Below are 22376 nucleotides of genomic sequence, written 5' to 3' on the forward strand. Positions count from 1 at the left end.
GAGACTGCGGGAACGGCAGGTCTTCACGGGCCAGGACATCCATGCCCAACACTAGATCTAGTGGGTGTGGGAATCAACCGGATAGGCAAGCCTTCAACATCGCGAATCCTTAACATTCCCGAGGCATGGTCGATGCTACACGCCGAAGTGTCCGGCAGAACGCTACAAGGCGGGAACGGCGACGCAGAAGCCCCGTTAACGACTCACGACGAGGTTACGAAAATTTAAACCAAACGGTCACGAGCGCCCCTGACAGGAAGGTGCTACACTCCATATATCAACCTGTCAGAAAACGTGAGCGAGGATTTCTGGCCATGGCACATCCCAGCGCTGAATTACAGACGACGATCTTCCAGACACTGACCTCAGACCAGGCCCTGACGACCCTGCTCGGCGGGCCGAAAGTGTTCGACCGCCGTCCGGAACGAGCGAGTTTTCCCTATCTGACGTTCGGCCGAACGGCGGTCGTCGATTGGTCCACAGGGACCGAGGATGGGGCGGAGCATATCCTGACCCTGCACGTGTGGGCGAAGGGCGGCGGCAAGCGCGAGACTTATGAAATCATGGACAAGGTTGCCAGCAAGCTGAACGACGCGACCCTGCCGCTGGAAGGGCACCATCTGGTCAACCTCCAGCTCCAGTTCGCCGAGGCGCGGCAGGAGCCGGACGCGCCGACTTACCACGGCATCCTGCGGTTCCGGGCTGTGACCGAACCGCTGGCCTGATCGCGGGGGCCTATCCGAGATAGCGGCGAGCGCCGCGTCGACATCGATGAAATCAAATCATGGGCGGTCCTTCGGGGCCGCCTTTTTTGTTGGCCGGCTCGCCGGCCGCGCGGGAAAGGACAACGCGACATGGCCGCCCAGAAAGGCAAGGACCTGCTTCTCAAGGTCGACGACAATGGCGACGGCAGCTTCACGACGGTAGCGGGGCTTCGAACGCGGCGGATCGCGTTCAACGCCGAAAGCGTCGACATCACCGACACCGAAAGCGCCGGGCGATGGCGCGAGCTGCTCGGCGGAGCCGGGGTGCAGCGCGCAGCGCTGTCCGGGGCGGGCATCTTCAAGGATGCCGCCTCGGACGCCGCGCTCAGGCAGATCTTCTTCGACGGCCGCGTCGCGCCGTTTCAGGCGGTCATTCCGGATTTCGGCACGATCACCGGGCCGTTCCAGGTGACGGCGCTCGAATATGCCGGCGAGCACAATGGCGAGGTCACCTTCGAGGCAACGCTGGAATCGGCCGGCGCGCTGACCTTCGCGGTGCTGTGAGGATGGCGGTCAATCGGCGGCGCGGCGAAGTTTCCGCAATCATCGATGGGCGTGAGCGCACGCTCTGTCTGACCCTCGGCGCGCTCGCCGAACTCGAAGACGCCTTTGCCTCGGACAATCTGGCGGCGCTCGCCGAACGCTTCGGCGGCGGGCGGCTCTCGGCGCGCGACCTGATGCGCATTCTCGCCGCCGGATTGCGCGGGGCCGGGACGGATGCCAGCGAAGCCGACGTCGCCGCGATGCAAGTCGATGGCGGGGTCGCCGGGGCGGCGACCGTGGCGGCGGCGCTGCTTTCGGCCGCTTTCGGACAGCCGGAGGAGGCGAGCGAGGCACCCGCAAACCCTTGAGCGCCGTGCCGGTAGCGCAAGGGGCCTCCGGCACGGCTTTCCCTTGGCAGGAAGCGATGGAGGCAGGGCTCGGGCTGCTGCGGCTTTCGCCCCAATCCTTCTGGGTGATGACGCCGCGCGAGCTGGCCGCCGCGCTGGCGCCCCTGACCGCGACCGGCGGCGCGATACCGCCGCAACGGGCCGATCTGGCCGCGCTGATGCGGCGCTTCCCCGACTGGGGCACATCACAAGCACAGAGGTGAACGGATGGAACCGGACGAGACGTTGAACGTCGCGATCGTGGCGGACACAAGCGGCTTCGAGCGGGCGATGGGCGATCTGACTCAAAGGGCGAACGCCTTCGGCTCGGCGATCACCTCCGCGCTGAAGGGTGCCGTTGCCGGCGGCCGATCCTTCGACAGCGTGCTGCGCCAGCTCGGGCAGCGCATTTCCACCATCGCACTCGACGCAGCGCTGCGGCCGCTGACCAACATCGCGTCGAGCTTCATCGGCAAGGCGGTTGGCGGATTGACCGGTGCCCTGACGGCTTCAACCCCGACGGGCATTCTGCCCTTTGCCAAGGGCGGCGTCGTCGCGGCGCCAAGCTATTTTCCGACCGGTGGCAAGCTCGGCCTGATGGGCGAGGCGGGGGCGGAGGCGATCCTGCCGCTGAAGCGCGGCGCCGACGGGACCCTCGGCGTCGCAACACCGGCGGCGGGCGCAGGACCGTCGATCGTCTTCAATGTGACGACCCCGGACGCGACCAGCTTCAAGCGCTCGGAGGCGCAGATCCAGGCGATGCTTGCGCGCGCCGCGAGCCGTGGCCGGCGGGGGTTGTAGGAAATGGCCATCGAAGCCTTCAGCGAAGAACGGTTTCCGCTGCGCGTCTCATTCGGCACCAGCGGCGGGCCGGAGCGTCGGACCGAGATCGTGCGCCTGTCGACCGGCTACGAGCACCGCAACCAGCGTCATCGCCATTCGGCCCGACGCTACGATGCCGGCTCGGGGGTCAGGAGCCTCGCCGACCTTGCCGCGGTGCTCGACTTCTTCGAGGCGCGGCGCGGCAAGCTCACCGGGTTCCGCTTTCGCGATCCGCTCGACTGGCGCTCGTCGAATTACGGGCAGGCGGTCACGGCCTTCGACCAGATGATCGGTATTGGCGATGGCGCGACGGCGGTCTTTCCGTTGCTGAAAATCTATGGTGACGGGGACGCGGCCTATAGCCGGCCGATCGAAAAACCGGTGCCGGGGACCGTCCGGATCGCCGTCGACGGGACCGAACTCGCCGCCGGCACGGATTTCAACGTCGATACGGCCAGCGGCGGAGTGACCCTGTCGGTGGCGCCGGCCGTTGGCCTCTCGATCACCGCCGGCTTCGAATTCGACGTGCCGGTGCGCTTCGACATGGACCAGCTCGCCGTCAATGTCGCGGCGTTCGAGGCCGGCGACATCCCATCCATTCCGTTGATCGAGGTGCGGCCATGAGGCAGATCCCTTCCGGGCTGGCGGAGCGTCTGGAAAGCCCGGCGACGACGCTGGCCCATTGCTGGCGCCTGACCCGGCGCGACGGCGTGGTTCTCGGCTTCACCGATCACGACGAGGCGCTGACCTTCGACGGAACCCGTTTCGAGGCGGCAACCGGACTGACCGGCGGCGAGGCCGAAGAAGCGCTGGGGCTGGCCGCGCCGACGCGCGAGGTCGAGGGCGCGCTGTCCTCGGCGGCGATCGGCGAGGCCGACATTCGCGCCGGCCGCTTCGACGCGGCGCGGGTCGAGACCTTCGTGGTCGACTGGCAGAATCCCGCTGACTTCGTGCTAATGGATGTCGCGGAACTCGGAGAGGTCAAGCATGGCGAGACCGGGTTCGCGGCCGAATTGCGCGGCGTCGCGGCCCAGCTCGACCGGGTGCGCGGACGCATCTATCGGCGTCGCTGCGACGCGGTCTTTGGCGATGCCCGCTGCCGGTTTCCGGCGTCCGACCCGCCCTATTCCATCGAAGCCGTCGTCAATGGCGGAGAGGGTGTAACGATCCTGATCGACGGTGATCTGGGCGGTGCGCCGGGCGGCTTCGATCACGGCCGGCTGGAGTTTCTCGATGGCGCTGCGGTGGGGCTTGCCGCCGATATCGTTGCGGCGAGCGAAACCGGGCTCGGCACGGTTCGCCTTTCGCTCTCCGAGTCGATCGACGCGGGCTTCGTTGCCGGCGACCGGTTGCGGCTGAACCAGGGCTGCGACAAGCGCTTTTCCACTTGCCGCGACCGTTTCGCCAATTCCACGAATTTTCGTGGCTTCCCGCATATGCCGGGCAGCGACGCGGCGCTGGCGGTGGCCAAGGCGGACGGCATCCATGACGGCTCGCCGGTGGTGCCATGAGCGAGCTTGCGCCGTCTCGCGCGCTCGCCGCAGCCCGCGCGTTTCTTGGTACGCCCTATCGTCATCAGGGCAGCCGGCAGGGCGTCGGCTGCGACTGTCTCGGCCTGTTGCGCGGTGTCTGGCGCGCGCTCTATGGGCAAGAACCGGAAGATCCCGGTCCCTACGGCGTCGACTGGTCGATCCGGGGCGGCCCGGACCGGCTGCTGGAGGCAGCGCGGCGGCATCTCATCGCGGTCGATATCGCCGATGCCCAGCCTGGCGACGTCGTGCTGTTTCGATGGCGCATCGGCGCGCCGGCGGCGCATTGCGGCATTCTCGACGAAAGCGGCCGGCTGATCCACGCCTATGAAGGCGCGACCGTGGTTTCTTCGCCGATGCCGCAGGCCTGGACCCGCCGCATCGCCGGCGTCTTTCGTTTTCCGGAGTAGGTCATGGCCACGATTCTTCTGCAGGCGGCCGGCGGCCTTGTAGGCGGCGTGCTCGGCGGTCCGCTCGGCGCTGTTCTCGGCCGCGCGGCCGGCGCGCTAGCCGGGGCATCGCTCGACGCCTCGCTGTTCGGCGGCACGCGCCGCAGCGAGGGGCCGAGGCTAGGCAACAGCCGCATCATGGAAGCGGACGAGGGCGCCGGTATCGCCAAGGTCTACGGCACGGCGCGGGTCGCAGGTCAGGTGATCTGGACGACGCGCTTCGAGGAGGTCGCGACCACCGAACGGCGGGGCGGCAAGGGCGGCGGCCCGCGCATCGAAACGACGACCTACAGCTATTACGGCAATGTCGCGGTCGGGCTTTGCGAAGGGCCGATCGCTGGCGTCAGGCGGGTGTGGGCGGACGGCGAGGAACTCGATCTTACCGAGACGGTCCACCGTGTCTATCGCGGCGACGAAACGCAAGAGGCCGATCCGCTGATCGAGGCCCGGCAAGGGGCCGGCAACGCGCCCGCCTATCGCGGGCTCGCCTATATCGTGTTCGAGCGGTTGCCGCTGGAACGCTGGGGCAACCGCCTGCCGCAGATTTCCTGCGAGATCCTGCGCCCGGTGGGTCGGCTGGAAACCGACTTGCGGGCGATCACCATCATCCCGGGTGCCAGTGAGCACGGTCTCGACCCTATGCCGGTGCGCGAACGGCTCGGCGCGGGCGAGGACCGGGTCGTCAACCGCAACATCCTCCACGGCTCCAGCGACTGGACGGCCGCGCTCGACGAGCTCGGCGCGCTCTGCCCGTCGCTCGAGCGGGCCGCCCTCGTCGTTTCCTGGTTCGGCGACGATCTGCGCGCCGGACGTTGCGACCTTCGGCCGGGTGTGGAGATCGTCCAACGCGATGAAACCGAGGTCTGGCGCGCCGGCTCCGTCGATCGGGTCGGTGCGCGGCTGGTCAGTTCCATCGACGGCGGGCCGGCCTTCGGCGGCACGCCCAGCGACCAAGGCGTGCTGAGGGTTATCGCCGATCTCAAGGCGCGCGGGCTGAAAGTGACCTATTACCCCTTCATCCTGATGGATGTGCCGCCCGGAAACGGACTTGCCGACCCCTATGGCGGCGTGGAGCAGGCGGCGTTTCCCTGGCGCGGGCGGATGACGCTCGACATCGCCACCGGTCGCGCCGGCTCGGCCGACGGCACGGCGGCGGCGCGAGCCGATATCGCGGCGTTTCTCGGAACAGTCGCGCCGCAGCACTTCACGCTGACGACAACCGGCGTCGAATATACCGGGCCGGACGAATGGTCCTATCGGCGCATGATCCTGCATCAGGCGAAGCTCGCGGCGGCGGCCGGGGTCGATGCGTTCGTCATCGGTTCGGAGATGCGCGGGTTGACGCGAATTCGCGATCAGGATGGCCGCTTTCCCTTCGTCGAGGGGCTGATCGCCATCGCCGCCGAGGTCAAGGCCATGATGCCGACGGCCGTCGTCACCTACGCGGCCGATTGGAGCGAATATTTTGGCTACCAGCCGACGGACGGCTCGGGCAATGTCTTCTACAATCTCGATCCGCTCTGGGCCTCGCCGTCGATCGACGTCGTCGGCATCGACAATTACCTGCCGCTGGCCGACTGGCGGGACGGCGACCTCGATGCGGACCCGGCGGGACCGTCCTCGCAATACGATCGGGACGGGCTGCGAGCCGGGATCGGCGGTGGCGAATATTACGACTGGTACTATGCCACCGATGCCGATCGGGCGGCACGCATCCGCACGCCGATCACCGACGGTGCGGCGGGCAAGCCGTGGGTCTACCGCGCCAAGGATGTGGCGAACTGGTGGTCGAACCCGCATGTCGAGCGCCGCGCCGGGGTCGAGACCGCCGGAACCTCCGCATGGGTGCCGATGTCGAAACCGGTGTGGTTCACCGAACTTGGCTGCCCGGCGATCGACAAGGGCGCGAACCAGCCGAATGTCTTCGTCGACCCGAAATCGTCGGAAAGCCTCGTGCCATATTTTTCCGCCGGAGGTCGCGACGACCTCGCGCAGCGGCGGTTCCTCGAAGCGCAGTTGGCGTATTGGGACCCTGCGTCGCCGGACTTTTCGACCGCCGCCAATCCGATTTCGCCGGTCTATGGCGGTCGGATGGTCGATCCGGCCGCGATCCATGTTTGCGCCCTTATGTAGCAAACGCACCAAGCCCGGAGCGCAGTTGATGCGCGGGCTACGGCTGAACGCCGTCATCCTTCTCGGTCTCGTATACGTCGATTCCAATTTCGCCAAGGCGGAATGTATCGCCCCAAGTGCTCGCATAGAATCCAGTCGTTCGCTTCATACTGTAGATGTCGATGTAAGAATAAACAGCGTGGGCATGGAGCTTAGCGCGCCGTGCTATGATGCTTTCTATTTTCTCGGAAATGTTGGTTTCATTTATTCCGAAAACTTCAATTTGAACACCCAGAAACTGAGAGGGAGGGACATCAACGGATGGGCGCTCCACAAATTCACCCCAGTGAACGATTCCATCGTCTCCGTTGCAAAGGCCCGTTCTCACTTTCAGCTTAACTTGGTTTGCCGGAGTCTGGCCAAAATTCTTCAGTTTGAGAACGTAGTCGATATTTTTTCCATCCACACGCTGCCCGAGGCCCATGCTGTCCGTAGCCAAATAAGCCCTCAATTGACGCCGCGCGATTTCCTTCGTTACATCCACGTTTGCAATCGCAGCGTCCGCGCTTCGCTTGGCTTCTCGCCAAGCGCGTCTCACCCAGACAACGGCCACAATGCTTATTCCCGTGGCGATGGCGGAGAACCCAAACATTCCCCACTGGGCATAGCTGTCGCGCCACGGGTCAAAGCTATCAGCGCTGGGTATACGGCCAATGGCATCCTCGGCGCTGTGCTCTTGTGGCTGGGGATTGCCGTCGCCGCTTTCGTAGCGGCCTGGTCTATTCTGGAACGCGGTTATCCAAGCGGCAAGGACGACTGCGGCGAGAATTAACCCCAGCGCTACAAGCGCACCTCTGTCGCGCCGACAACTGTCAGACATTGGAGCAAGAAAGCCGCACTGAACCCCCCTCGGCTGATCTTGTTATTCAGGTTACGTTCGTTCTCGTGAATGTCCATAGCGGCCAGCTTCTCAGCTAGCTGCGCATAGGTCACACCCTTCCGCTTCAACTCACCTTTCAGGAGGTTTTTCGCCTTGATCGTCCATTCGTCCTGATCCGACGCCTTCACCATATCTGGGCTCCATATATATCATCGATTTTGATGATATATACCCTTGTATATGGCTATGTCTATCGCTATATCCGATGAAGAACATCACCGGATACGATGACAATGGCACAGCACTTCCTCCTTTCGGCTCAAGCCCGCACCCTTTCCCTCAAGGCCATCTACAAGGCCGGCGAGGACAAGGCGTATGATCAGTTCAAGGCGATCCGCTGGGCGTCCACGGGTGGCGAGCCAGTTTGCCCGCGTTGCGGCTGCCTCGATACCTATTCGATCACCAGCCGCCGCCGCTTCAAGTGCGTTGCCTGCTATCACCAGTTCTCGGTGACGAGCGGCACGATCTTNCACGGGTGGCGAGCCAGTTTGCCCGCGTTGCGGCTGCCTCGATACCTATTCGATCACCAGCCGCCGCCGCTTCAAGTGCGTTGCCTGCTATCACCAGTTCTCGGTGACGAGCGGCACGATCTTTCACAGCCGCAAGCTGGCCTTTGCCGATTTGCTCGCCGCCGTCGCCCTGTTCGTCAACGCGGTCAAGGGCGTCTCGGCTTTGCAGATGGCCCGCGATATCGACGTCCAGTACAAGACGGCCTTCGTGATGTGCCACAAGCTCCGCGAAGCCATGTCCAACGAAACGGCGGGCTTCACTCTGGACGATGAAGTTGAGATCGACGGCGCCTATTTCGGCGGTCATGTGAAGCCGGCGAACCGCAAAGAGGATCGCGTCGATCGTCGCCTCAAGGAACACCAGACCGGCACCCGCCGCGTCGTCATCGCCCTTCGCGAGCGAATGGGCCGCACCATGACCTATGTCCGCAATTTCGAGCATGAAGGCGTCCAGATTGCCCGCGACCTCGTTGAGACCGGCTCGACCGTCTACGCCGACGAGGCGACGCACTGGGATGTGCTGGAAGCGTTCTTCCCCACCGAGCGCATCAATCACTCGGAAGCCTACAGCGAAGGCCACGGCAAACATACGAACTGGGCGGAAAGCTTCTTCTCCCGCCTGCGCCGCATGGTGCGCGGTCAGCATCACGGCGTGTCGCCGAAGTACCTAGCCGCCTATGCCGCGAACGCCGCATGGTGCGAAGATCACCGTCGCCGCGACAATGGCGGGAACGCCTTCGCGCTGGTCGGCAACTCGCTTCTGTCGCCGGTCAGCCGGTCATGGTGCGGATATTGGCAGCGGTGACAACTAGCCGTAGGCTGGCGGTTTCAATCTGACCCGCAAGGCCGCATGTATCTTGAGTTGCAACAGATGGAGGCCTTGTACATCCGAGGCACAGGGACGATTGCTATTGGCCATCTTCCAATCAAGGTAGCCCAGCATTTGGGAGCCCCGCTACAGATTGCCTATCTCTCCGGTGAATCCGTGCGCCACATTATCGATCTGCACCCAGATATAAGCTTGATCGATATGCTCTGCTTGCCGCTAATGATCCAAGATGGCCTATGGGTTGCCGACAAGATAAGCGCGGCGGCTTGTGTCTATCGGCATCCCGAAAACGGCAACCAATATAAGGCTGCCGTAAAGGCGACGGCCGAAGGGTTTGAGACTTATATCAGCACGTTTCACCGCTGTGCCGACCGCCAATTACAGGGCATTCTAAAGCGAGGGCCGGTTCTGAGAGGAACGGTCATAAAGTGACGGGCGATCGGGGATGATCGCCCGTCTGATTGAACGCGATGGGGCCTGCCCTGAACCCCATAAAACGCTCCCATCCTGGCGGATAGTGCTACGGCCGGCAGAATATCACCGCGTCGCGCGTTCGATTCACCCATTGCATATGGCGGGCAGTTCGGAGTCTAGCACTTTTAAACGCTGCCCGGAATCCCCGCTATTCACACCTTTCTATCCACAGCCGTCCCTCTCTCAGTGACCACAGCAGATTCCATCGCTCAAGCGATCCGCCAGACCCTCGCATCGCCTTCCCAACCGTCCCGCACCACCCCGCCTTGCCGCTCCAATCGGTGAAGCATCTTCCGCACGGCCGATAGGACCACAGCGGGTTCCGGTTCGTGTTCGTCGTGCGTCTTGAACAATGGTGTGACGGCTTCGGCAATCTGAGTGGTCGTTGCCGCTCCTGTAGAGCGCAGGGCGGCGAACATGACCCGATGACGCTCCAACACCTGCGACCGCTTTGCACGGGGTGTGGTGGCCCGCTGTAGCGGCTTCACCTTGTGCCCGTCCGTCACGCCGAACATCGCCAGCACGGCGTCCATGTGGCCTAGATCCCGGTCTATTGCAGCAAGGCGTTCGGTCGCCTTCACCCGCTCGCCAGCCATCTCGGCACGTTTGGTCAGAAGCCCCGCAATGGTGAGCTTGTAGCTGTCTGTTCGGGTTGCCCGGTGCTTGCGTTCCATCCCCTGATTATCGCCCGGCGAGGGTGTTCCGGGCTATAGGGATGTTGGTGCATCTGCTACATAAGGGCGCATGTTTGGACCTGGGACGCGCGACCCTATCCCGCCTTCCCGACGCGCGGCGACCTGTGGAGCGACGGCGGCAATTGGCGTCGGGGCCACTGGCTGAGCGGCCGCCTGGCCAACGCGCCGGCCGACGCCTTGATCGCCGCCATCTTGGAGGACCACGGCATCGCGGATTACGACGTCTCGGCCGTCGATTCCTGCGTGACCGGTTACGTCGCCGCCGGTCCCGGCACGGCGCGCGAGACGCTCGAGGATCTTCTGCGGCTGACCGGCACCGTCGTGCATGTTGCGGCCGGGCGACTGATTTTCCGCTCGCTTGCCTCGCTGCGATCGAGCCGAGAGATCGGGATATTCGCCGACGAGGACGGCCCTTATGTCGAACTGCGGCGTGGCGAGGCAAGCGAGCGGCCGGAGGAGATCGCGCTCGGGTTTCTCGATCCGGCGCGGGCCTATCAGCCCGGTTCGGCCGAAGCGGTGCGGGCCAGCGCCGCTCATCCCCGCAAGGACATCATCCAGCTTCCGGTGGTGCTCGACGAGGCGCAAGCGAAGGAATTGGCCGCGGCGATGCTGCGGGAGGCGAGCGGCGTGGCCGAGACCGCTCGGTTCGGCGTTGCACCGTCGCTCTTGTCGCTGGAGTCAGGCGATGTTGTCGGCCTCGCGGAGCGTCCCGGCGCCTGGTTGGTGAACCGGATCGAATCGGGTGCCTCCCGCCGTATCGAAGCGCGGCGTCTGCCGGCGCGTAGGGGCTCGCTTGCCGACCAGGGGGAGCCTCCAACCCCGCCGCGGCCGCCGGCTCTCGCGATCGCCTCGCGGCCACTGGTGCATCTCCTCGACCTGCCGCTTCCCGAGGGAGGGCAGGGCATTGATGGTGCGCGGTTCGCGGTGCAGGCCAAGCCCTGGCCGGGCTATTCCATCGCCACATCCCGGCAGGGCGGCGCTTTCCTGGAGCGAGCGACGGCGACACGCCCGGCAACCACTGGCTGGTTGATCGCGGCGCTGGGTGCGGGGCCGGAAGGACGTCTGGATCGCGGGAACACGATTACGCTGCGGCTCGACAGGGGCGCGCTCTACGCAATTTCTAGGGGCGAACTGCTGGATGGCGGCAATCTCTGCGCGGTGTGGAGCTCGACGGGGGCTTGGGAAGTGCTGCAATTCGAGAGGGCGGCGGAGATCGCGCCCGGCGTCTTCGAGTTGCGGGATCTGCTGCGCGCCCAGGGCGGCACCGAAGACGCGATGGTCGTGGGAGCACCAACTGGGGCGGCGTTCGTCTTGCTCGACGCGGCCTGCGAGCCGCTTGGACTGACGACGTCGGACGTCGGCCGCGAGATGGAAGTCCGCGTGGCTCCGCTCGGCCGGGCGCTTGACGATCCCGCAACGGTGACGATCACCGCCACGCTTGGTCGGCGCGCGGTCAAACCGCTGTCGCCGGTGCATGCGAAAGCCGCCTTCGACGCGGCGGGCGCGGTGGCCTTGTCGTGGATTCGCCGAACCCGCGTCGGCGGCGACAATTGGGATGGCCCCGACGTGCCGCTCGGCGAAGAACAGGAACTCTACCGCATCGAGGTCGGCGACGGATCGGGGGCCGTTTTGGTGCGCGAGCCCGCAACGCCGGCATTGGTGCTCACGGCTGAAGAGCAGACCGCCGTGTTCGGCGCGCTGCCCGCCGAGCTTGTCGCCACCATCGCCCAGGTCAGCCCGGTCTGGGGCGTGGGGACTGCTCGGCAGACGATTTTTTCCCGACCGGCGTGACCGCCGGCGCAACAGCAAGGAAAGGAACGGAAAATGAACGAGGCAAAGCCGTGGTATCAATCGCGAACCGTATGGGGCGGGCTTGTCGCTTTCGGGGCGGCGATGGCTGGACTGTTCGGCCTGGAAGTCGATTCCGCGACGCACGATATGCTGGCCGTGTCGCTGACCAACGGCGCGGCGGCAGTCGGCGCGGTTGTCGCGATCCTGGGGCGGCTAGCGGCGCAGAAAACCCTCCGCTAGTTGCGGCATGAAAATCAGCGGACGACCCGGCTCGGTCGTCCGCCATTCATTCGTCGTTCAGCGACGATGTACTAGGACGGGAGCAATCGCCGATCCTTCTCGGCGGCGCTGCCATCCTCCAGCCGGACCCGAAATGACAAGATTTCGCACTCTCCTCGCCAGCCTAGTCACGATCCTGATCGTCGGGTCCGCTCCCCTCGCGGCGGCCGCGCCAGCTGCCGCTCAACTCCTGGATAGCCCTTTTTCGGGTCGCGGCATTGGTTCGGGATTCGGTCTGGATGTCTCTCCGGGACCGGGATTGAGGTTAGAGCGGGGCCCACGTCGAAATGGCGAGGGCGCTTTCGAAACCGCCGCCGCAAGCTGCTCGGGAGCCGCAGAGCAAGCGGCCGCCCAGACCGGCGGCCAGGTTCTCTCGGTCTCCAGTCGCGAGCAGGGCGGTGAGACGGTTTGTGTCGTGACCCTTCTCGTGCCAGGCAAGGACGGTGGCCCCAGGCGCAAGACGACGGTGACGATACGGCCCTGATCGCCGTATTGTCAGAGCGGCGAGAGGCGTTGACTTCAGCCGCGGTCGCGGCGATTCGACAGGATAAGACGAGAGCGAGAAGACGAGGCCGGGCATGCGCATCCTAGTGGTCGAGGACGATCAAACCCTCAATCGGCAACTGACCGAGGCGCTGACCGGCGCCGAGTATGTCGTCGACCGCGCCTTCGACGGCGAGGAGGGACACTTTCTCGGCGACACCGAACCCTATGACGCGGTCATTCTCGATGTCGGTCTGCCGGTCATGGACGGCATCAGCGTTCTGGAGCGATGGCGTCGCGACGGCCGGACCATGCCCGTGCTGATCCTGACCGCCCGCGACCGTTGGAGCGACAAGGTCGCCGGCATCGACGCGGGCGCCGACGATTACGTCACGAAACCCTTTCACGTCGAGGAAGTGCTGGCCCGCATGCGCGCGCTGATCCGCCGCGCCGCCGGCCATGCCTCGTCGGAGATCCATTGCGGTCCGGTCCGCCTCGACACGCGGGCGTCGCGTGTGTCGCTCGACGGGACCCCGCTGAAGCTAACCTCGCACGAATATCGGCTACTCGATTATCTGATGCATCATCAGGATCAGATCGTCTCCCGAACGGAGCTCATCGAGCACCTGTATGATCAGGATTTCGATCGCGATTCCAATACGATCGAAGTGTTTGTTGGACGGTTGCGCAAGAAGCTCGGTGTCGATGTGATCGAGACCGTCAGAGGACAAGGCTACAGGATGAGCGATGGCCATTCGGGCCGCTAACTCTCTCACCGTCCGGGTCATCGTTCTATCCAGCGTCTGGGCCCTTTTGGCCCTTGTCGTCGTCGGGGGGCTGATCTCCACGCTCTACGAGCGGACGGCGACGCGCGGCTTCGAGGACCTGCTCGCCGCACAGCTCTACAATCTCGTCAACAGCGTGACGGTCAGCGAGACCGGCTATCTGTCCGGCTCCCCCGATCTCGGCGATCTGCGTTATTCCCAGCCGCTGTCCGGGTGGTATTGGGAGGTCATTCCGGCGAGTGACAACACCAGGGGACGGCTGATCTCCAGTTCCCTCGGAATTCTCGACATCGCGTCCGAACCGACGTCGCAAGTTCCCTTCGATCCCCTTTATCGTCGGAGTTACGACGCGAGCGGCCTTGATGGTGAATTGTTGAAAGTCGTCGAGACGGAAGTCGTGCTCGACGCTCAGAATCACGCGGCGCGGTTTCGTGTGATGGGCAATGCCGGTGTTGTCGCCGCCGACGTCGCCGACTTCAATCGTACGCTCGTCTATTATCTTGGTGCCGTGGGAGTCGGGACGATCCTTGTCAATGTCCTGGCTATCCTGGCGGGACTCAGTCCCCTCGGTGCCGTCCGCCGCTCGCTCACCAATGTGCGCGCTGGAAAGGCGGAACGGCTGGAAGGCCGGTTTCCCGCCGAAATCGAACCGCTGGCCCTTGAGGTGAACGCGCTGATCGACAACAACCGGCGCATCGTCGAGCGGTCGCGAACGCAGGTCGGCAATCTGGCGCATTCGTTGAAGACTCCCATAGCGGTTCTCGTTAACGAGGCCGCCTCGCTGGGGGGACCGCAGGGCGAGTTGATAGCCGATCAGGCGGAGCGCATGCGCCAGCAGGTGCAGCATTATCTCGACCGGGCGCGGGTCGCTGCCCTGACCGACGCGACCGTTTTCCGCGCGCCGGTCGGACCGGCTCTCGAACGGCTGGTGCGGGTGATCGCCAAGCTCAATCCAGCCCTCAACCTCAAATTCGATCCGGCCTCGGCCGAGGGCCTGGTCTTTGCCGGCGAGCGTCAGGATTTCGAGGAGATCATCGGCAATCTGCTCGAGAACGCCGGCAAGTGGGCAGCGGGGCGGATCGTCGTGACCGGCAAGCCCGTTTCCGAGGACCGCTTCGCGACCGTCATCGAAGATGATGGTCCGGGGTTGACCGAGGCGCAGATCATCGAGGCGCAAAAGCGCGGCCGCCGCCTCGACGAAGCAACGCCCGGCAGCGGACTCGGCCTGTCGATCGTTTCCGACATGGTGGCCGAGTATCGCGGGGCACTGGAATTCAGCCGCTCGGATCTCGGCGGCCTGCGGGTGACGATCGTGCTGCCACGCGCTTTGGGCGGCGGTGCGGCTTGACATCATAGACCGAACCGACGAACTGCGGCACGCGGATTGCTCCGGACCCCGCACCCTGTCGTTTCAGTCCCATCGGACTGCCGCACTCGGATGAAATCGTCATGCGCATCGTGTTGAAGCTGCTCTTTCCCCTCCTGATCCTTCCTTTCGCGGGCTGTCTCAGTGCCGGGTTGGGGGGCGCCTCGCTTACTCCGGCCTCAGCCGGCGTCCAGGCGCTCGACGGCGGCTTGGTCGGCCAGAGCGACGCGGCGAAATCCTTTTCCAGTGCGGCTCGCGCCAAGGCGCTGGAGGCTGAATTCCAGGCTTTGCAATACGGTTCGGCGGGGCAGGCGGTGCAGTGGTCCGTCGATGGCTATAGTGGCGAGGTCGTGCCGACACAGCTCTACCGAGTCGGATCGCAGGATTGCCGGGGCTACTCCCACACGTTCACGGGCCAGGCACAGCCGGTCAAAGCCGTCGGGACTGCTTGCAAGAACGACAAGGGTCTCTGGAAGCCGGTCGCCTGATCCACTCGCCCCATTCCTGACGAAGTGAATGGGCAAATCGGCCCAGGTCTGCTAGAGGGCTCGTCGGACGGAATCTGGTTTTGAGACGGCCGGCCATTTGGGGCAATTTGCTTCGATCCCCGGCGTTCGGTGTAAGGGTGTCATGGCGTTCTGGATTATCGCAGCTGGCATGACCATTGCCGCGACTTTGGCGGCACTCTGGCCCTTGTTTCGCGCCTCCCCGGATGAGGCGGCCACGCGTGCCGACCACGACGTCGAAGTTTATGCCGCGCAGCTTCGTGAACTGGACGCCGATGTCGAGCGGGGCTCTATCGCCGCCGGTGAGGCGGAAACTGCGCGGGCGGAGATCGGCCGCCGATTGCTGAAGGCGGCCGGCGGCGTGAAGGGCAGCGGCGATGGCGGCGCAGCAGGCTGGGTGCGTCCGGGCGTCGTTGCCGCGATCGGCGTTGTCGTGATCGCTGTACCGCTTGGCTCGGCGGCTCTTTACATGAAATTTGGGGTGCCTGGCCTGCGGGATATGCCGCTCGCCACGCGGCAAGCACCGTTACCGGTGCCCGGCACGGATATCGAGGGCCTCGTCGCCACCGCCGAGGCGCAGCTTCGTTCCAATCCAAACGATGGTCGCGGCTGGGATGTGCTTGCGCCGATCTATCTGCGGTTGGACCGTCCGGATGCCGCCGCCATCGCGTTCCGGAACGCCATTCGTCTGCTCGAGCCGACGGCGTCCCGCCTGAGCGGCCTCGGCGAGGCGTTGACGCGGGCTGCCGACGGCGAAGTGACGGACGATGCGAAGGCGGCGTTCGCGCAGGCGCTCACCATCAATGGCGATTATTTGCCGGCGCATTTCTTCCTGGCGCTCGATCTCTCCCAGGAGGGTGATTACGCCAAGGCCGAGGCGGCTTGGGCGAAGCTCATCGACATCAGCCCCAAAGACGCGCCCTGGATGCAGATCGCCGACGCAGCGCTTGCCGACGCGCGCCAAAAGACCGGCACCGATGCGCCGTCAACCGCCGTCGTGAAGAACTCCGATCCGAAAGCGCCGGGGCCGAGCGAAGCCGACATGGTCGCCGCCTCCGAAATGTCGGTCGATGACCGTCAGGCTATGATCAAGGGTATGGTCTCGCAGCTGGCAGCCCGGCTGGAATCAAACCCGGACGATCTCGAAGGATGGAAACGCTTGATCCGGTCCTACACGGTTCTGGGAGACAGCGAGAAAGCGGCTCAGGCTTTGACGACCGCCTCCGATGCCTTCGCGCCCGAATCCGCGGCTGGCAGGGAGATCACCGCGCTTGGCGAGGAATTGGGGCTGACGCCGGCGGAAACGGCGCGATCCGCACCACCTCGGCCGAGCGAGGCGGATGTGGCCGCCGCCTCCGAAATGTCTGCGGACGACCGGCAGGCGATGATCCAGGGAATGGTCTCGCAACTGGCAAGCCGGCTGGAATCCAACCCGCGGGACGTGGAAGGGTGGAAGCGGTTGATTCGCTCCTATAAGGTCTTGGGCGAGACGGACAAGGCGAGCGATGCGCTGCGGACGGCGTTTCAACATTTTGAGGCGGACACTGCCGCGGGCCGGGAAATCGCCGCTCTCGGACAGGAACTCGGCCTGGCGGAAGCGGAGGCGACACAGACCCAATGACACGGAAAGCGAAACGGCTCACTTCCATCGCGGCCATCCTCCTCGTTATCGGCGCGGCGGCCGGCCTCGTCCTGACCGCGCTGTCGGATTCGGTGGCGTTCTTCAATTCACCCACCGACATCGTCGCCAGTGCACCGGCGCCTTCGCAGCGTATCCGGCTGGGTGGCCTCGTCGAAGAGGGGTCGGTCGTGCGCGGCGGTTCGCAGAAAGTGACATTTCGGGTCACCGACACGATCGAGAGCGTGCCGGTGACCTATACCGGGCTTCTGCCAGACCTTTTCCGTGAGGGGCAGGGCGTCGTCACCGAAGGCACGCTCGGACCGGACAACGTCTTCGTTGCGGATACGGTCCTGGCCAAGCACGACGAGAACTACATGCCGAAGGAAGTCGTCGACGACCTGAAGGCGCGTGGCTTGTGGGAAGAGGGCACGGGCGTCGTCAAGTCCGATACGGAGCCGGCACAGACACCGACGGCAACCGGAGCGAGCTCATGATCGTCGAAATCGGCCTCTACGCGCTGATCCTGTCGCTGTCGCTGTCGCTCGTCCAGTCGCTCTTGCCAGTCATCGGCGCGCGGACGGGCGATGCCCGGCTGATGGAGACGGGGACCATCACCGCCACCGGCGGGTTCGTGCTCCTCGCCATATCGTTTTCGGCCCTGACGACCGCCTATGTGACCTCGGACTTCTCGGTCGCCAACGTCTTCGAGAATTCCCATTCGCTGAAGCCGATGCTCTACAAGGTCACCGGCGTGTGGGGCAATCACGAGGGCTCGATGCTGCTCTGGGTGATGATCCTGGCGTTTTTTGGAGCGCTTGTCGCCCTGTTCGGACGGGATCTGCCGGCTACCCTCAAGGCGAACGTCCTCTCCGTGCAGGCGTGGATCACCAGCGCTTTCCTCCTGTTCATCCTGTTTACCTCCAACCCCTTCGCTCGCCTCGCGCCGGCTCCGATGGAGGGGCGGGATCTCAACCCGATCCTTCAGGATATCGGCCTCGCGATCCATCCGCCGCTTTTGTATCTCGGTTACGTCGGCTTCTCGATCGCCTTCTCCTTCGCCGTCGCTGCGCTGATCGACGGGCGGATCGACGCTGCCTGGGCACGCTGGGTGCGGCCCTGGACGCTGGTTGCCTGGATCTTTCTCACCGCCGGCATCGCGATGGGCTCTTACTGGGCCTATTATGAGCTGGGCTGGGGCGGTTGGTGGTTCTGGGACCCGGTCGAGAACGCCTCCTTCATGCCCTGGCTGTCGGGCACGGCGCTGCTGCATTCCGCCGTGGTCATGGAGAAGCGCTCGGCGCTGAAGATCTGGACAATCCTCCTGGCGATCCTGACCTTCTCGCTGTCGCTGCTGGGGACGTTCCTGGTGCGCTCGGGTGTGCTGACGTCGGTGCATGCCTTCGCCACGGACCCGGAGCGCGGCATCTTCATCCTGATGATCCTCTGTCTGTTTATCGGCGGGTCGCTGGCGCTGTTCGCGATACGGGCCTCAACACTGGAGTCGGGTGGGTTATTCGCGCCGATCAGCCGCGAGGGCGCGCTGGTCTTCAACAATTTGTTTCTCACCACAGCGGCGGCGACCGTGTTGATCGGCACGCTCTATCCGCTGGTGCTCGAGGTTATCACCGGCGAGAAAATCTCGGTCGGGGCGCCGTTCTTCGATCTGACCTTCGGGCCGCTGATGGTGCCGCTTTTGTTTGCGCTTCCGTTCGGGCCATTGCTGGCTTGGAAGCGGGGCGATCTCCTCGCCGCCGCGCAGCGGCTTTATTTCGCCATCGGCGCGGTGATGTTCACGGTAATCGTGGCCGTCGCGGTGACCTCCGGAACGAAGATTCTGGCGGCACTCGGATTCGGCCTCGCGGTTTGGCTGCTGGTCGGCAGCCTGACGGATCTCTACGGCCGGGCCAACTTCGCCAAGGTGGGCTGGCGCAAGGGACTGTCACGCCTGAGGGGTCTGCCGCGCTCGGCGTTCGGCACGGTTCTCGCTCATTTCGGCGTCGGCGTTCTGGTGCTCGGCGTCGTCACGGTCTCGTCCTTCGAGACCGAGGACGTGCTTTCGATGGCTCCCGGCGACAGCGTGGATGTCGGTGGCTACACGCTGCGATACGAGGGCATCGCGCCGCGTCAGGGGCCGAATTTCGAGGAACAGGTCGGCACGTTCGCGCTGAGCCGCGACGGTCGCGACGCCGGCACGCTGGAAAGCGGCAAGCGCTTCTATCCGGCACGGCAGGCGCCTACGACCGAAGCCGGCATCCGCACCCGCTGGTTCTCTCAGCTCTACATCGCGCTGGGCGACCCGGCCGACGACGGCAGTTCGACCGTCGTGCGCATCTGGTACAAGCCGTTTATCACGCTGATCTGGATCGGCTCGGTCCTGATGGCTCTGGGTGGGGTGATCTCGCTGGCAGATCGGCGGCTGCGGGTTGGCGCGCCGGCGCGCAGCCGGAAGCGAACGGCCGTGATGGCGAAGGTCTGAGCCATGATTAGGCGCTTTCGATATCTGCTTTCGGTCTTCGCCTTGCTCGCCATTCTGCTGCCGGGCGGGTTGACGGTCGGGCCCGCCTTCGCCGTCAATCCCGACGAGGTCTTGAGCGATCCGGTGCTCGAAGCCCGGGCGCGGGAACTTTCCTCCGGTTTGCGCTGCCTGGTCTGCCAGAACCAGTCGATCGACGATTCCGATGCCGATCTTGCCAAAGACCTGCGTCTTCTGGTCCGCGAGCGCCTTGTCGCCGGTGATACCAACGACGAAGTCCTCGATTATCTGGTGTCGCGTTACGGTGAATTCGTTCTGCTCAAGCCGCGCTTCGATTGGGCGACGCTGGCGCTCTGGGGCGCGCCGATCATCCTGCTGCTCGGCGGCATCGGATTCGCTCTGATGGCCCTGCGCGCCCGTCGGAGTGAAAGCGGCACGCCGCCGAAGCTTTCGGCCGAAGAGGAAGCCGCCATCGCCGACGTCGTCAAGGCGCGGCGGTAGGCTCAGGACGGCGAACAGGGCGACCGTGCTCACCTGCGTTCCTCGTCTCTTCGCAACCTTACGAAGATTTCACGCAGCCGAAAAGCTCCTGTAACCTCGGGCACCCTATCTCTGGTCGCATCGATGGCGAGATCGGCGTGAACGCCGGTTCGCCTGGGATTTGAACAACCTAGCGAAAGGGTTTTCGATGCGGAACGAGACGAAGAGCAAGACCAAGCGTGGCGGTCTGATCGCCGGTGCGCTGGCCGCCGGCGTCGCCGGCCTGGCATTCTCCGGAGGCGTTGTAACAAACGTTGTTCCGGTTTTTGCCCAGCCGGTGCAGGTCGAGGCGCCGACCCAGAATTTCGGCTTCGCCGACGTGGTCGAAAAGGTTTCTCCGGCGGTGGTTTCGGTGCGGGTCACGCAGAACATCTCACCCGCGGTTGCCGACGGTCAGGACATGGCCAGCCCGTTCGACAATCTGCCGGAGGATCACCCGCTCCGCCGCTTTTTCGACATCCCCGGCCAGAACGGCATGCCGGAGGGCATGCGCCCGCGCCGCCAGCCGCGTCAGTCGATGGGCCAGGGTTCCGGCTTCTTCATCTCCGATGACGGCTACCTGGTCACCAACAACCATGTTGTCGGCGACGGTAGCAAATACACGATCGTCATGGACAACGGCACCGAATACGACGCCCGGCTGATCGGCACCGACAAGCGCACCGATCTCGCGCTGCTCAAGGTGGACCGGGACGACAAGAAGTTCACCTATGTCGAGTTCGGCGATGACGAGGCGGTTCGCATCGGCGACTGGGTCGTGGCCGTCGGCAATCCGTTCGGCCTCGGCGGCTCGGTTACGGCCGGCATCGTCTCGGCGCGCGGCCGCGACATCGGCGCCGGCCCCTATGACGACTTCCTGCAGATCGACGCGGCGGTAAACCGGGGTAATTCCGGCGGTCCGGCCTTCGGCCTCGACGGCAAGGTCATCGGCGTCAACACGGCGATCTTCTCGCCGTCCGGCGGCAATGTCGGCATCGCCTTCGCGATTCCAGCCTCGGTCGCCAAGGACGTCGTCGCTTCTCTGCGCGACGGCGGCAATGTCGAACGCGGTTGGCTGGGCGTCCAGATCGCCTCGGTGACGGACGATATCGCCGAAGCAGTTGGGCTCGCCGACGAAAAGGGCGCGATCGTTACCTTGCCGGAGACGGAAACGCCGGCGTCGAAGGCCGGGGTCGCGACCGGCGACGTGATCACCGCGGTCGATGGCGAGACGGTGGATGGCCCGCGTGAGCTGGCTCGCAAGATCGGCAACTACAAGCCGGACACCAAGGTCGGCATCACCGTCTGGCGTGCCGGCAAGGCGCAGGACATTTCGGTCACGCTCGGTAATCTCGCAAGCCTGGACGAGGCGTCGTCGGCTGAAGAATCCAGCAGTCGCAAGGCTCCGGTCGATCCGTCCTCCTTGTCCGGTTACGGGTTGACGCTGACGCCGTCCGAGGACGGCAAGGGCGTGGTCGTGACCGATGTCGATCCGGACTCATCGGCGGCCGACAAGGGCGTCGAAGCGGGCGATGTCATCATCGCGGTGAACGGCAAGAGCGTTGCGAGCCAGAAGGAGGTGCAGGCCGCGCTTGCGGATGCCTCGAAGAACGGCCGCAAGGCTGCGCTCTTCCAGCTGAAGAACGGCGACCAGAACCGCTTCGTGGCGTTGCCGATCGACAAGGGCTGATCCCTGCTCCGGGTCGGTAACCTTCCCCGGTCGCCGGCCGGTTCCCGATGGGTGGCGAAGGGGCGGGCAGCTCGCAATGAGTTGCCTTTGCACCTTCGCCGCTTTTCTTTTGCGCAAAATGGATCAGATAAGGGAGCCGATCATGTCCTCTTCCACGGCCCTTGGAACATCGACCGAATCCATGCGCATCCTGATCATCGAAGACGACCGCGAGGCGGCGGCGTATCTGGTCAAGGCGCTGCGCGAGGCCGGTCATGTGGCCGACCATGCCGGCGATGGCGAGACCGGCTTCCATATGGCCGACACCCGCACCTACGACGTGTTGATCGTCGATCGCATGTTGCCGGAGCGTGATGGCCTCTCGGTGATATCCGGGCTGCGCGAAAAGGGCGACGGGACGCCGGCGCTGATCCTCTCGGCGCTGGGCCAAGTCGACGACCGGGTTACCGGGCTGAGGGCCGGGGGCGACGATTATCTGGCCAAGCCCTTCGCCTTTTCCGAACTGCTGGCCCGGGTCGAGGTGCTCGGCCGGCGCCGCGGCGGTAAGGACGTCGAGACCAGCTACCGCGTCGGCGATCTCGAACTCGACCGCCTTTCCCACGAAGTCCGGCGCGCCGGCAAGGTGGTGGTGCTCCAGCCGCGCGAGTTTCGTCTGCTCGAATATCTGATGAAACACGCCAACCAGGTCGTTACCCGCACCATGCTTCTGGAAAACGTCTGGGACTATCATTTCGACCCGCAGACCAACGTCATCGACGTCCATATCTCGCGGCTGCGCTCGAAGATCGAGCGGGACTTCGATTCCCCGCTGCTGCATACCGTTCGTGGTTCCGGCTACATCATGCGGACCGGCGAATAGAATAGGTAAGAG

Annotated in this window: 23 protein-coding genes and 2 pseudogenes; 23 read left to right on the forward strand and 2 right to left on the reverse strand. The window is 64.7% G+C overall.

What is annotated here, in order from left to right:
- The first annotated feature begins 314 nt into the window (after nt 1-314).
- From VQ044_RS08425 to VQ044_RS08470, 10 genes and pseudogenes are all read left to right on the forward strand, one after another.
- Nucleotides 315-725 carry a DUF3168 domain-containing protein gene (locus VQ044_RS08425; RefSeq protein ID WP_327625133.1) on the forward strand — a complete coding sequence of 137 codons (411 nt, stop codon included), beginning with the start codon at nt 315-317 and terminating at the stop codon, nt 723-725.
- A gap of 129 nt (nt 726-854) precedes the next feature.
- Nucleotides 855-1268 carry a phage major tail protein, TP901-1 family gene (locus tag VQ044_RS08430; RefSeq protein ID WP_327625132.1) on the forward strand — a complete coding sequence of 138 codons (414 nt, stop codon included), beginning with the start codon at nt 855-857 and terminating at the stop codon, nt 1266-1268.
- A gap of 2 nt (nt 1269-1270) precedes the next feature.
- Nucleotides 1271-1615 carry a gene transfer agent family protein gene (locus VQ044_RS08435; RefSeq protein ID WP_327625131.1) on the forward strand — a complete coding sequence of 115 codons (345 nt, stop codon included), beginning with the start codon at nt 1271-1273 and terminating at the stop codon, nt 1613-1615.
- Nucleotides 1616-1620: 5 nt separating this feature from the next.
- The gene (locus VQ044_RS08440; RefSeq protein ID WP_327625130.1) at nt 1621-1857 is read left to right on the forward strand and encodes a rcc01693 family protein; all 237 of its coding nucleotides are present in this window, start codon (nt 1621-1623) and stop codon (nt 1855-1857) included.
- A gap of 4 nt (nt 1858-1861) precedes the next feature.
- Nucleotides 1862-2434, forward strand: coding sequence for a phage tail tape measure protein (locus tag VQ044_RS08445; protein WP_442872886.1), 573 nt, complete (start codon nt 1862-1864; stop codon nt 2432-2434).
- Nucleotides 2435-2437: 3 nt separating this feature from the next.
- A complete protein-coding gene (locus VQ044_RS08450; RefSeq protein WP_327625129.1) occupies nt 2438-3079 on the forward strand; it encodes a DUF2460 domain-containing protein in 642 nt (213 codons plus the stop codon).
- Complete coding sequence (locus VQ044_RS08455) at nt 3076-3966, forward strand: DUF2163 domain-containing protein (RefSeq protein WP_327646522.1); 891 nt, start codon at nt 3076-3078, stop codon at nt 3964-3966. The genes VQ044_RS08450 and VQ044_RS08455 overlap by 4 nt, the downstream gene beginning before the upstream one ends.
- Entirely contained in the window at nt 3963-4394 is a 432-nt protein-coding gene (locus tag VQ044_RS08460; protein WP_327646523.1) for an NlpC/P60 family protein, read from the forward strand. The genes VQ044_RS08455 and VQ044_RS08460 overlap by 4 nt, the downstream gene beginning before the upstream one ends.
- A 3-nt stretch (nt 4395-4397) precedes the next feature.
- Nucleotides 4398-6551: pseudogene (locus tag VQ044_RS08465) on the forward strand (baseplate multidomain protein megatron); the annotation flags it as partial.
- A gap of 43 nt (nt 6552-6594) precedes the next feature.
- Nucleotides 6595-7377 carry a hypothetical protein gene (locus tag VQ044_RS08470; protein WP_327646526.1) on the forward strand — a complete coding sequence of 261 codons (783 nt, stop codon included), beginning with the start codon at nt 6595-6597 and terminating at the stop codon, nt 7375-7377.
- Nucleotides 7378-7385: 8 nt separating this feature from the next.
- On the opposite strand, the gene VQ044_RS08475 is transcribed toward VQ044_RS08470, so the two are convergent.
- Complete coding sequence (locus tag VQ044_RS08475; protein WP_327646527.1) at nt 7386-7616, reverse strand: DUF6471 domain-containing protein; 231 nt, start codon at nt 7614-7616, stop codon at nt 7386-7388.
- 102 nt (nt 7617-7718) lie between these two features.
- Between VQ044_RS08475 and VQ044_RS08485 the strand changes: the two are divergent.
- Nucleotides 7719-8799, forward strand: a pseudogene (locus VQ044_RS08485) (IS1595 family transposase).
- 45 nt (nt 8800-8844) lie between these two features.
- Complete coding sequence (locus VQ044_RS08490) at nt 8845-9255, forward strand: hypothetical protein (RefSeq protein ID WP_327646530.1); 411 nt, start codon at nt 8845-8847, stop codon at nt 9253-9255.
- A gap of 251 nt (nt 9256-9506) precedes the next feature.
- Here VQ044_RS08490 and VQ044_RS08495 read toward each other — a convergent pair whose 3' ends face one another.
- On the reverse strand, nt 9507-9971 hold the full coding sequence (locus VQ044_RS08495) for a hypothetical protein (RefSeq protein ID WP_327646532.1): 465 nt from the start codon (nt 9969-9971) through the stop codon (nt 9507-9509).
- A gap of 198 nt (nt 9972-10169) precedes the next feature.
- Here VQ044_RS08495 and VQ044_RS08500 point away from each other — a divergent pair, with 198 nt between their 5' ends.
- The 11 genes from VQ044_RS08500 to VQ044_RS08550 all read left to right on the forward strand — a co-directional run bounded on the left by VQ044_RS08500 (nt 10170) and on the right by VQ044_RS08550 (nt 22364).
- Complete coding sequence (locus VQ044_RS08500) at nt 10170-11783, forward strand: phage tail protein (protein WP_327646534.1); 1614 nt, start codon at nt 10170-10172, stop codon at nt 11781-11783.
- Between the two features lie 33 nt (nt 11784-11816).
- A complete protein-coding gene (locus VQ044_RS08505) occupies nt 11817-12023 on the forward strand; it encodes a hypothetical protein (protein ID WP_327625125.1) in 207 nt (68 codons plus the stop codon).
- A gap of 617 nt (nt 12024-12640) precedes the next feature.
- On the forward strand, nt 12641-13312 hold the full coding sequence (locus tag VQ044_RS08510) for a response regulator transcription factor (protein WP_253963704.1): 672 nt from the start codon (nt 12641-12643) through the stop codon (nt 13310-13312).
- On the forward strand, nt 13293-14678 hold the full coding sequence (locus VQ044_RS08515) for an ATP-binding protein (protein WP_327646536.1): 1386 nt from the start codon (nt 13293-13295) through the stop codon (nt 14676-14678). The genes VQ044_RS08510 and VQ044_RS08515 overlap by 20 nt, the downstream gene beginning before the upstream one ends.
- Nucleotides 14679-14779: 101 nt before the next feature.
- Nucleotides 14780-15184, forward strand: coding sequence for a hypothetical protein (locus VQ044_RS08520; RefSeq protein WP_327625123.1), 405 nt, complete (start codon nt 14780-14782; stop codon nt 15182-15184).
- Between the two features lie 142 nt (nt 15185-15326).
- Complete coding sequence (gene ccmI / locus VQ044_RS08525) at nt 15327-16823, forward strand: c-type cytochrome biogenesis protein CcmI (protein ID WP_327646537.1); 1497 nt, start codon at nt 15327-15329, stop codon at nt 16821-16823.
- Entirely contained in the window at nt 16820-17317 is a 498-nt protein-coding gene (gene ccmE / locus VQ044_RS08530) for a cytochrome c maturation protein CcmE (RefSeq protein ID WP_327625121.1), read from the forward strand. Before ccmI ends, ccmE begins: the two co-directional genes overlap by 4 nt.
- Nucleotides 17314-19299: a heme lyase CcmF/NrfE family subunit gene (locus VQ044_RS08535; protein WP_327646538.1), complete on the forward strand. Its 1986-nt coding sequence runs from the start codon at nt 17314-17316 to the stop codon at nt 19297-19299. Before ccmE ends, VQ044_RS08535 begins: the two co-directional genes overlap by 4 nt.
- Nucleotides 19300-19302: 3 nt before the next feature.
- Nucleotides 19303-19797 (forward strand): cytochrome c-type biogenesis protein, encoded by a 495-nt coding sequence (locus VQ044_RS08540; RefSeq protein WP_327646539.1) that lies wholly within the window; start codon nt 19303-19305, stop codon nt 19795-19797.
- A 187-nt stretch (nt 19798-19984) separates the two neighbouring features.
- Nucleotides 19985-21505, forward strand: a complete 1521-nt coding sequence (locus tag VQ044_RS08545) for a Do family serine endopeptidase (protein ID WP_327646541.1) — start codon at nt 19985-19987, stop codon at nt 21503-21505.
- Nucleotides 21506-21647: 142 nt separating this feature from the next.
- Nucleotides 21648-22364: a response regulator transcription factor gene (locus tag VQ044_RS08550; protein WP_327625117.1), complete on the forward strand. Its 717-nt coding sequence runs from the start codon at nt 21648-21650 to the stop codon at nt 22362-22364.
- The last annotated feature ends 12 nt before the right edge of the window (nt 22365-22376 follow it).

This window comes from Aurantimonas sp. C2-5-R2 (assembly GCF_036549495.1).
In the GTDB taxonomy this organism is placed as follows: Bacteria; Pseudomonadota; Alphaproteobacteria; order Rhizobiales; family Rhizobiaceae; genus Aurantimonas; species Aurantimonas coralicida_A.

Coding starts and splice junctions, on each gene's coding strand:
- VQ044_RS08425 (WP_327625133.1), top strand. CDS start 315: ATGGCACATCCCAGCGCTGAATTACAGACGACGATCTTCCAGACACTG.
- VQ044_RS08430 (WP_327625132.1), top strand. CDS start 855: ATGGCCGCCCAGAAAGGCAAGGACCTGCTTCTCAAGGTCGACGACAAT.
- VQ044_RS08435 (WP_327625131.1), top strand. CDS start 1,271: ATGGCGGTCAATCGGCGGCGCGGCGAAGTTTCCGCAATCATCGATGGG.
- VQ044_RS08445 (WP_442872886.1), top strand. CDS start 1,862: ATGGAACCGGACGAGACGTTGAACGTCGCGATCGTGGCGGACACAAGC.
- VQ044_RS08450 (WP_327625129.1), top strand. CDS start 2,438: ATGGCCATCGAAGCCTTCAGCGAAGAACGGTTTCCGCTGCGCGTCTCA.
- VQ044_RS08455 (WP_327646522.1), top strand. CDS start 3,076: ATGAGGCAGATCCCTTCCGGGCTGGCGGAGCGTCTGGAAAGCCCGGCG.
- VQ044_RS08460 (WP_327646523.1), top strand. CDS start 3,963: ATGAGCGAGCTTGCGCCGTCTCGCGCGCTCGCCGCAGCCCGCGCGTTT.
- VQ044_RS08470 (WP_327646526.1), top strand. CDS start 6,595: ATGCGCGGGCTACGGCTGAACGCCGTCATCCTTCTCGGTCTCGTATAC.
- VQ044_RS08475 (WP_327646527.1), bottom strand. CDS start 7,616: ATGGTGAAGGCGTCGGATCAGGACGAATGGACGATCAAGGCGAAAAAC.
- VQ044_RS08490 (WP_327646530.1), top strand. CDS start 8,845: ATGTATCTTGAGTTGCAACAGATGGAGGCCTTGTACATCCGAGGCACA.
- VQ044_RS08495 (WP_327646532.1), bottom strand. CDS start 9,971: ATGGAACGCAAGCACCGGGCAACCCGAACAGACAGCTACAAGCTCACC.
- VQ044_RS08505 (WP_327625125.1), top strand. CDS start 11,817: ATGAACGAGGCAAAGCCGTGGTATCAATCGCGAACCGTATGGGGCGGG.
- VQ044_RS08510 (WP_253963704.1), top strand. CDS start 12,641: ATGCGCATCCTAGTGGTCGAGGACGATCAAACCCTCAATCGGCAACTG.
- VQ044_RS08515 (WP_327646536.1), top strand. CDS start 13,293: ATGGCCATTCGGGCCGCTAACTCTCTCACCGTCCGGGTCATCGTTCTA.
- VQ044_RS08520 (WP_327625123.1), top strand. CDS start 14,780: ATGCGCATCGTGTTGAAGCTGCTCTTTCCCCTCCTGATCCTTCCTTTC.
- ccmI (WP_327646537.1), top strand. CDS start 15,327: ATGGCGTTCTGGATTATCGCAGCTGGCATGACCATTGCCGCGACTTTG.
- ccmE (WP_327625121.1), top strand. CDS start 16,820: ATGACACGGAAAGCGAAACGGCTCACTTCCATCGCGGCCATCCTCCTC.
- VQ044_RS08535 (WP_327646538.1), top strand. CDS start 17,314: ATGATCGTCGAAATCGGCCTCTACGCGCTGATCCTGTCGCTGTCGCTG.
- VQ044_RS08540 (WP_327646539.1), top strand. CDS start 19,303: ATGATTAGGCGCTTTCGATATCTGCTTTCGGTCTTCGCCTTGCTCGCC.
- VQ044_RS08545 (WP_327646541.1), top strand. CDS start 19,985: ATGCGGAACGAGACGAAGAGCAAGACCAAGCGTGGCGGTCTGATCGCC.
- VQ044_RS08550 (WP_327625117.1), top strand. CDS start 21,648: ATGTCCTCTTCCACGGCCCTTGGAACATCGACCGAATCCATGCGCATC.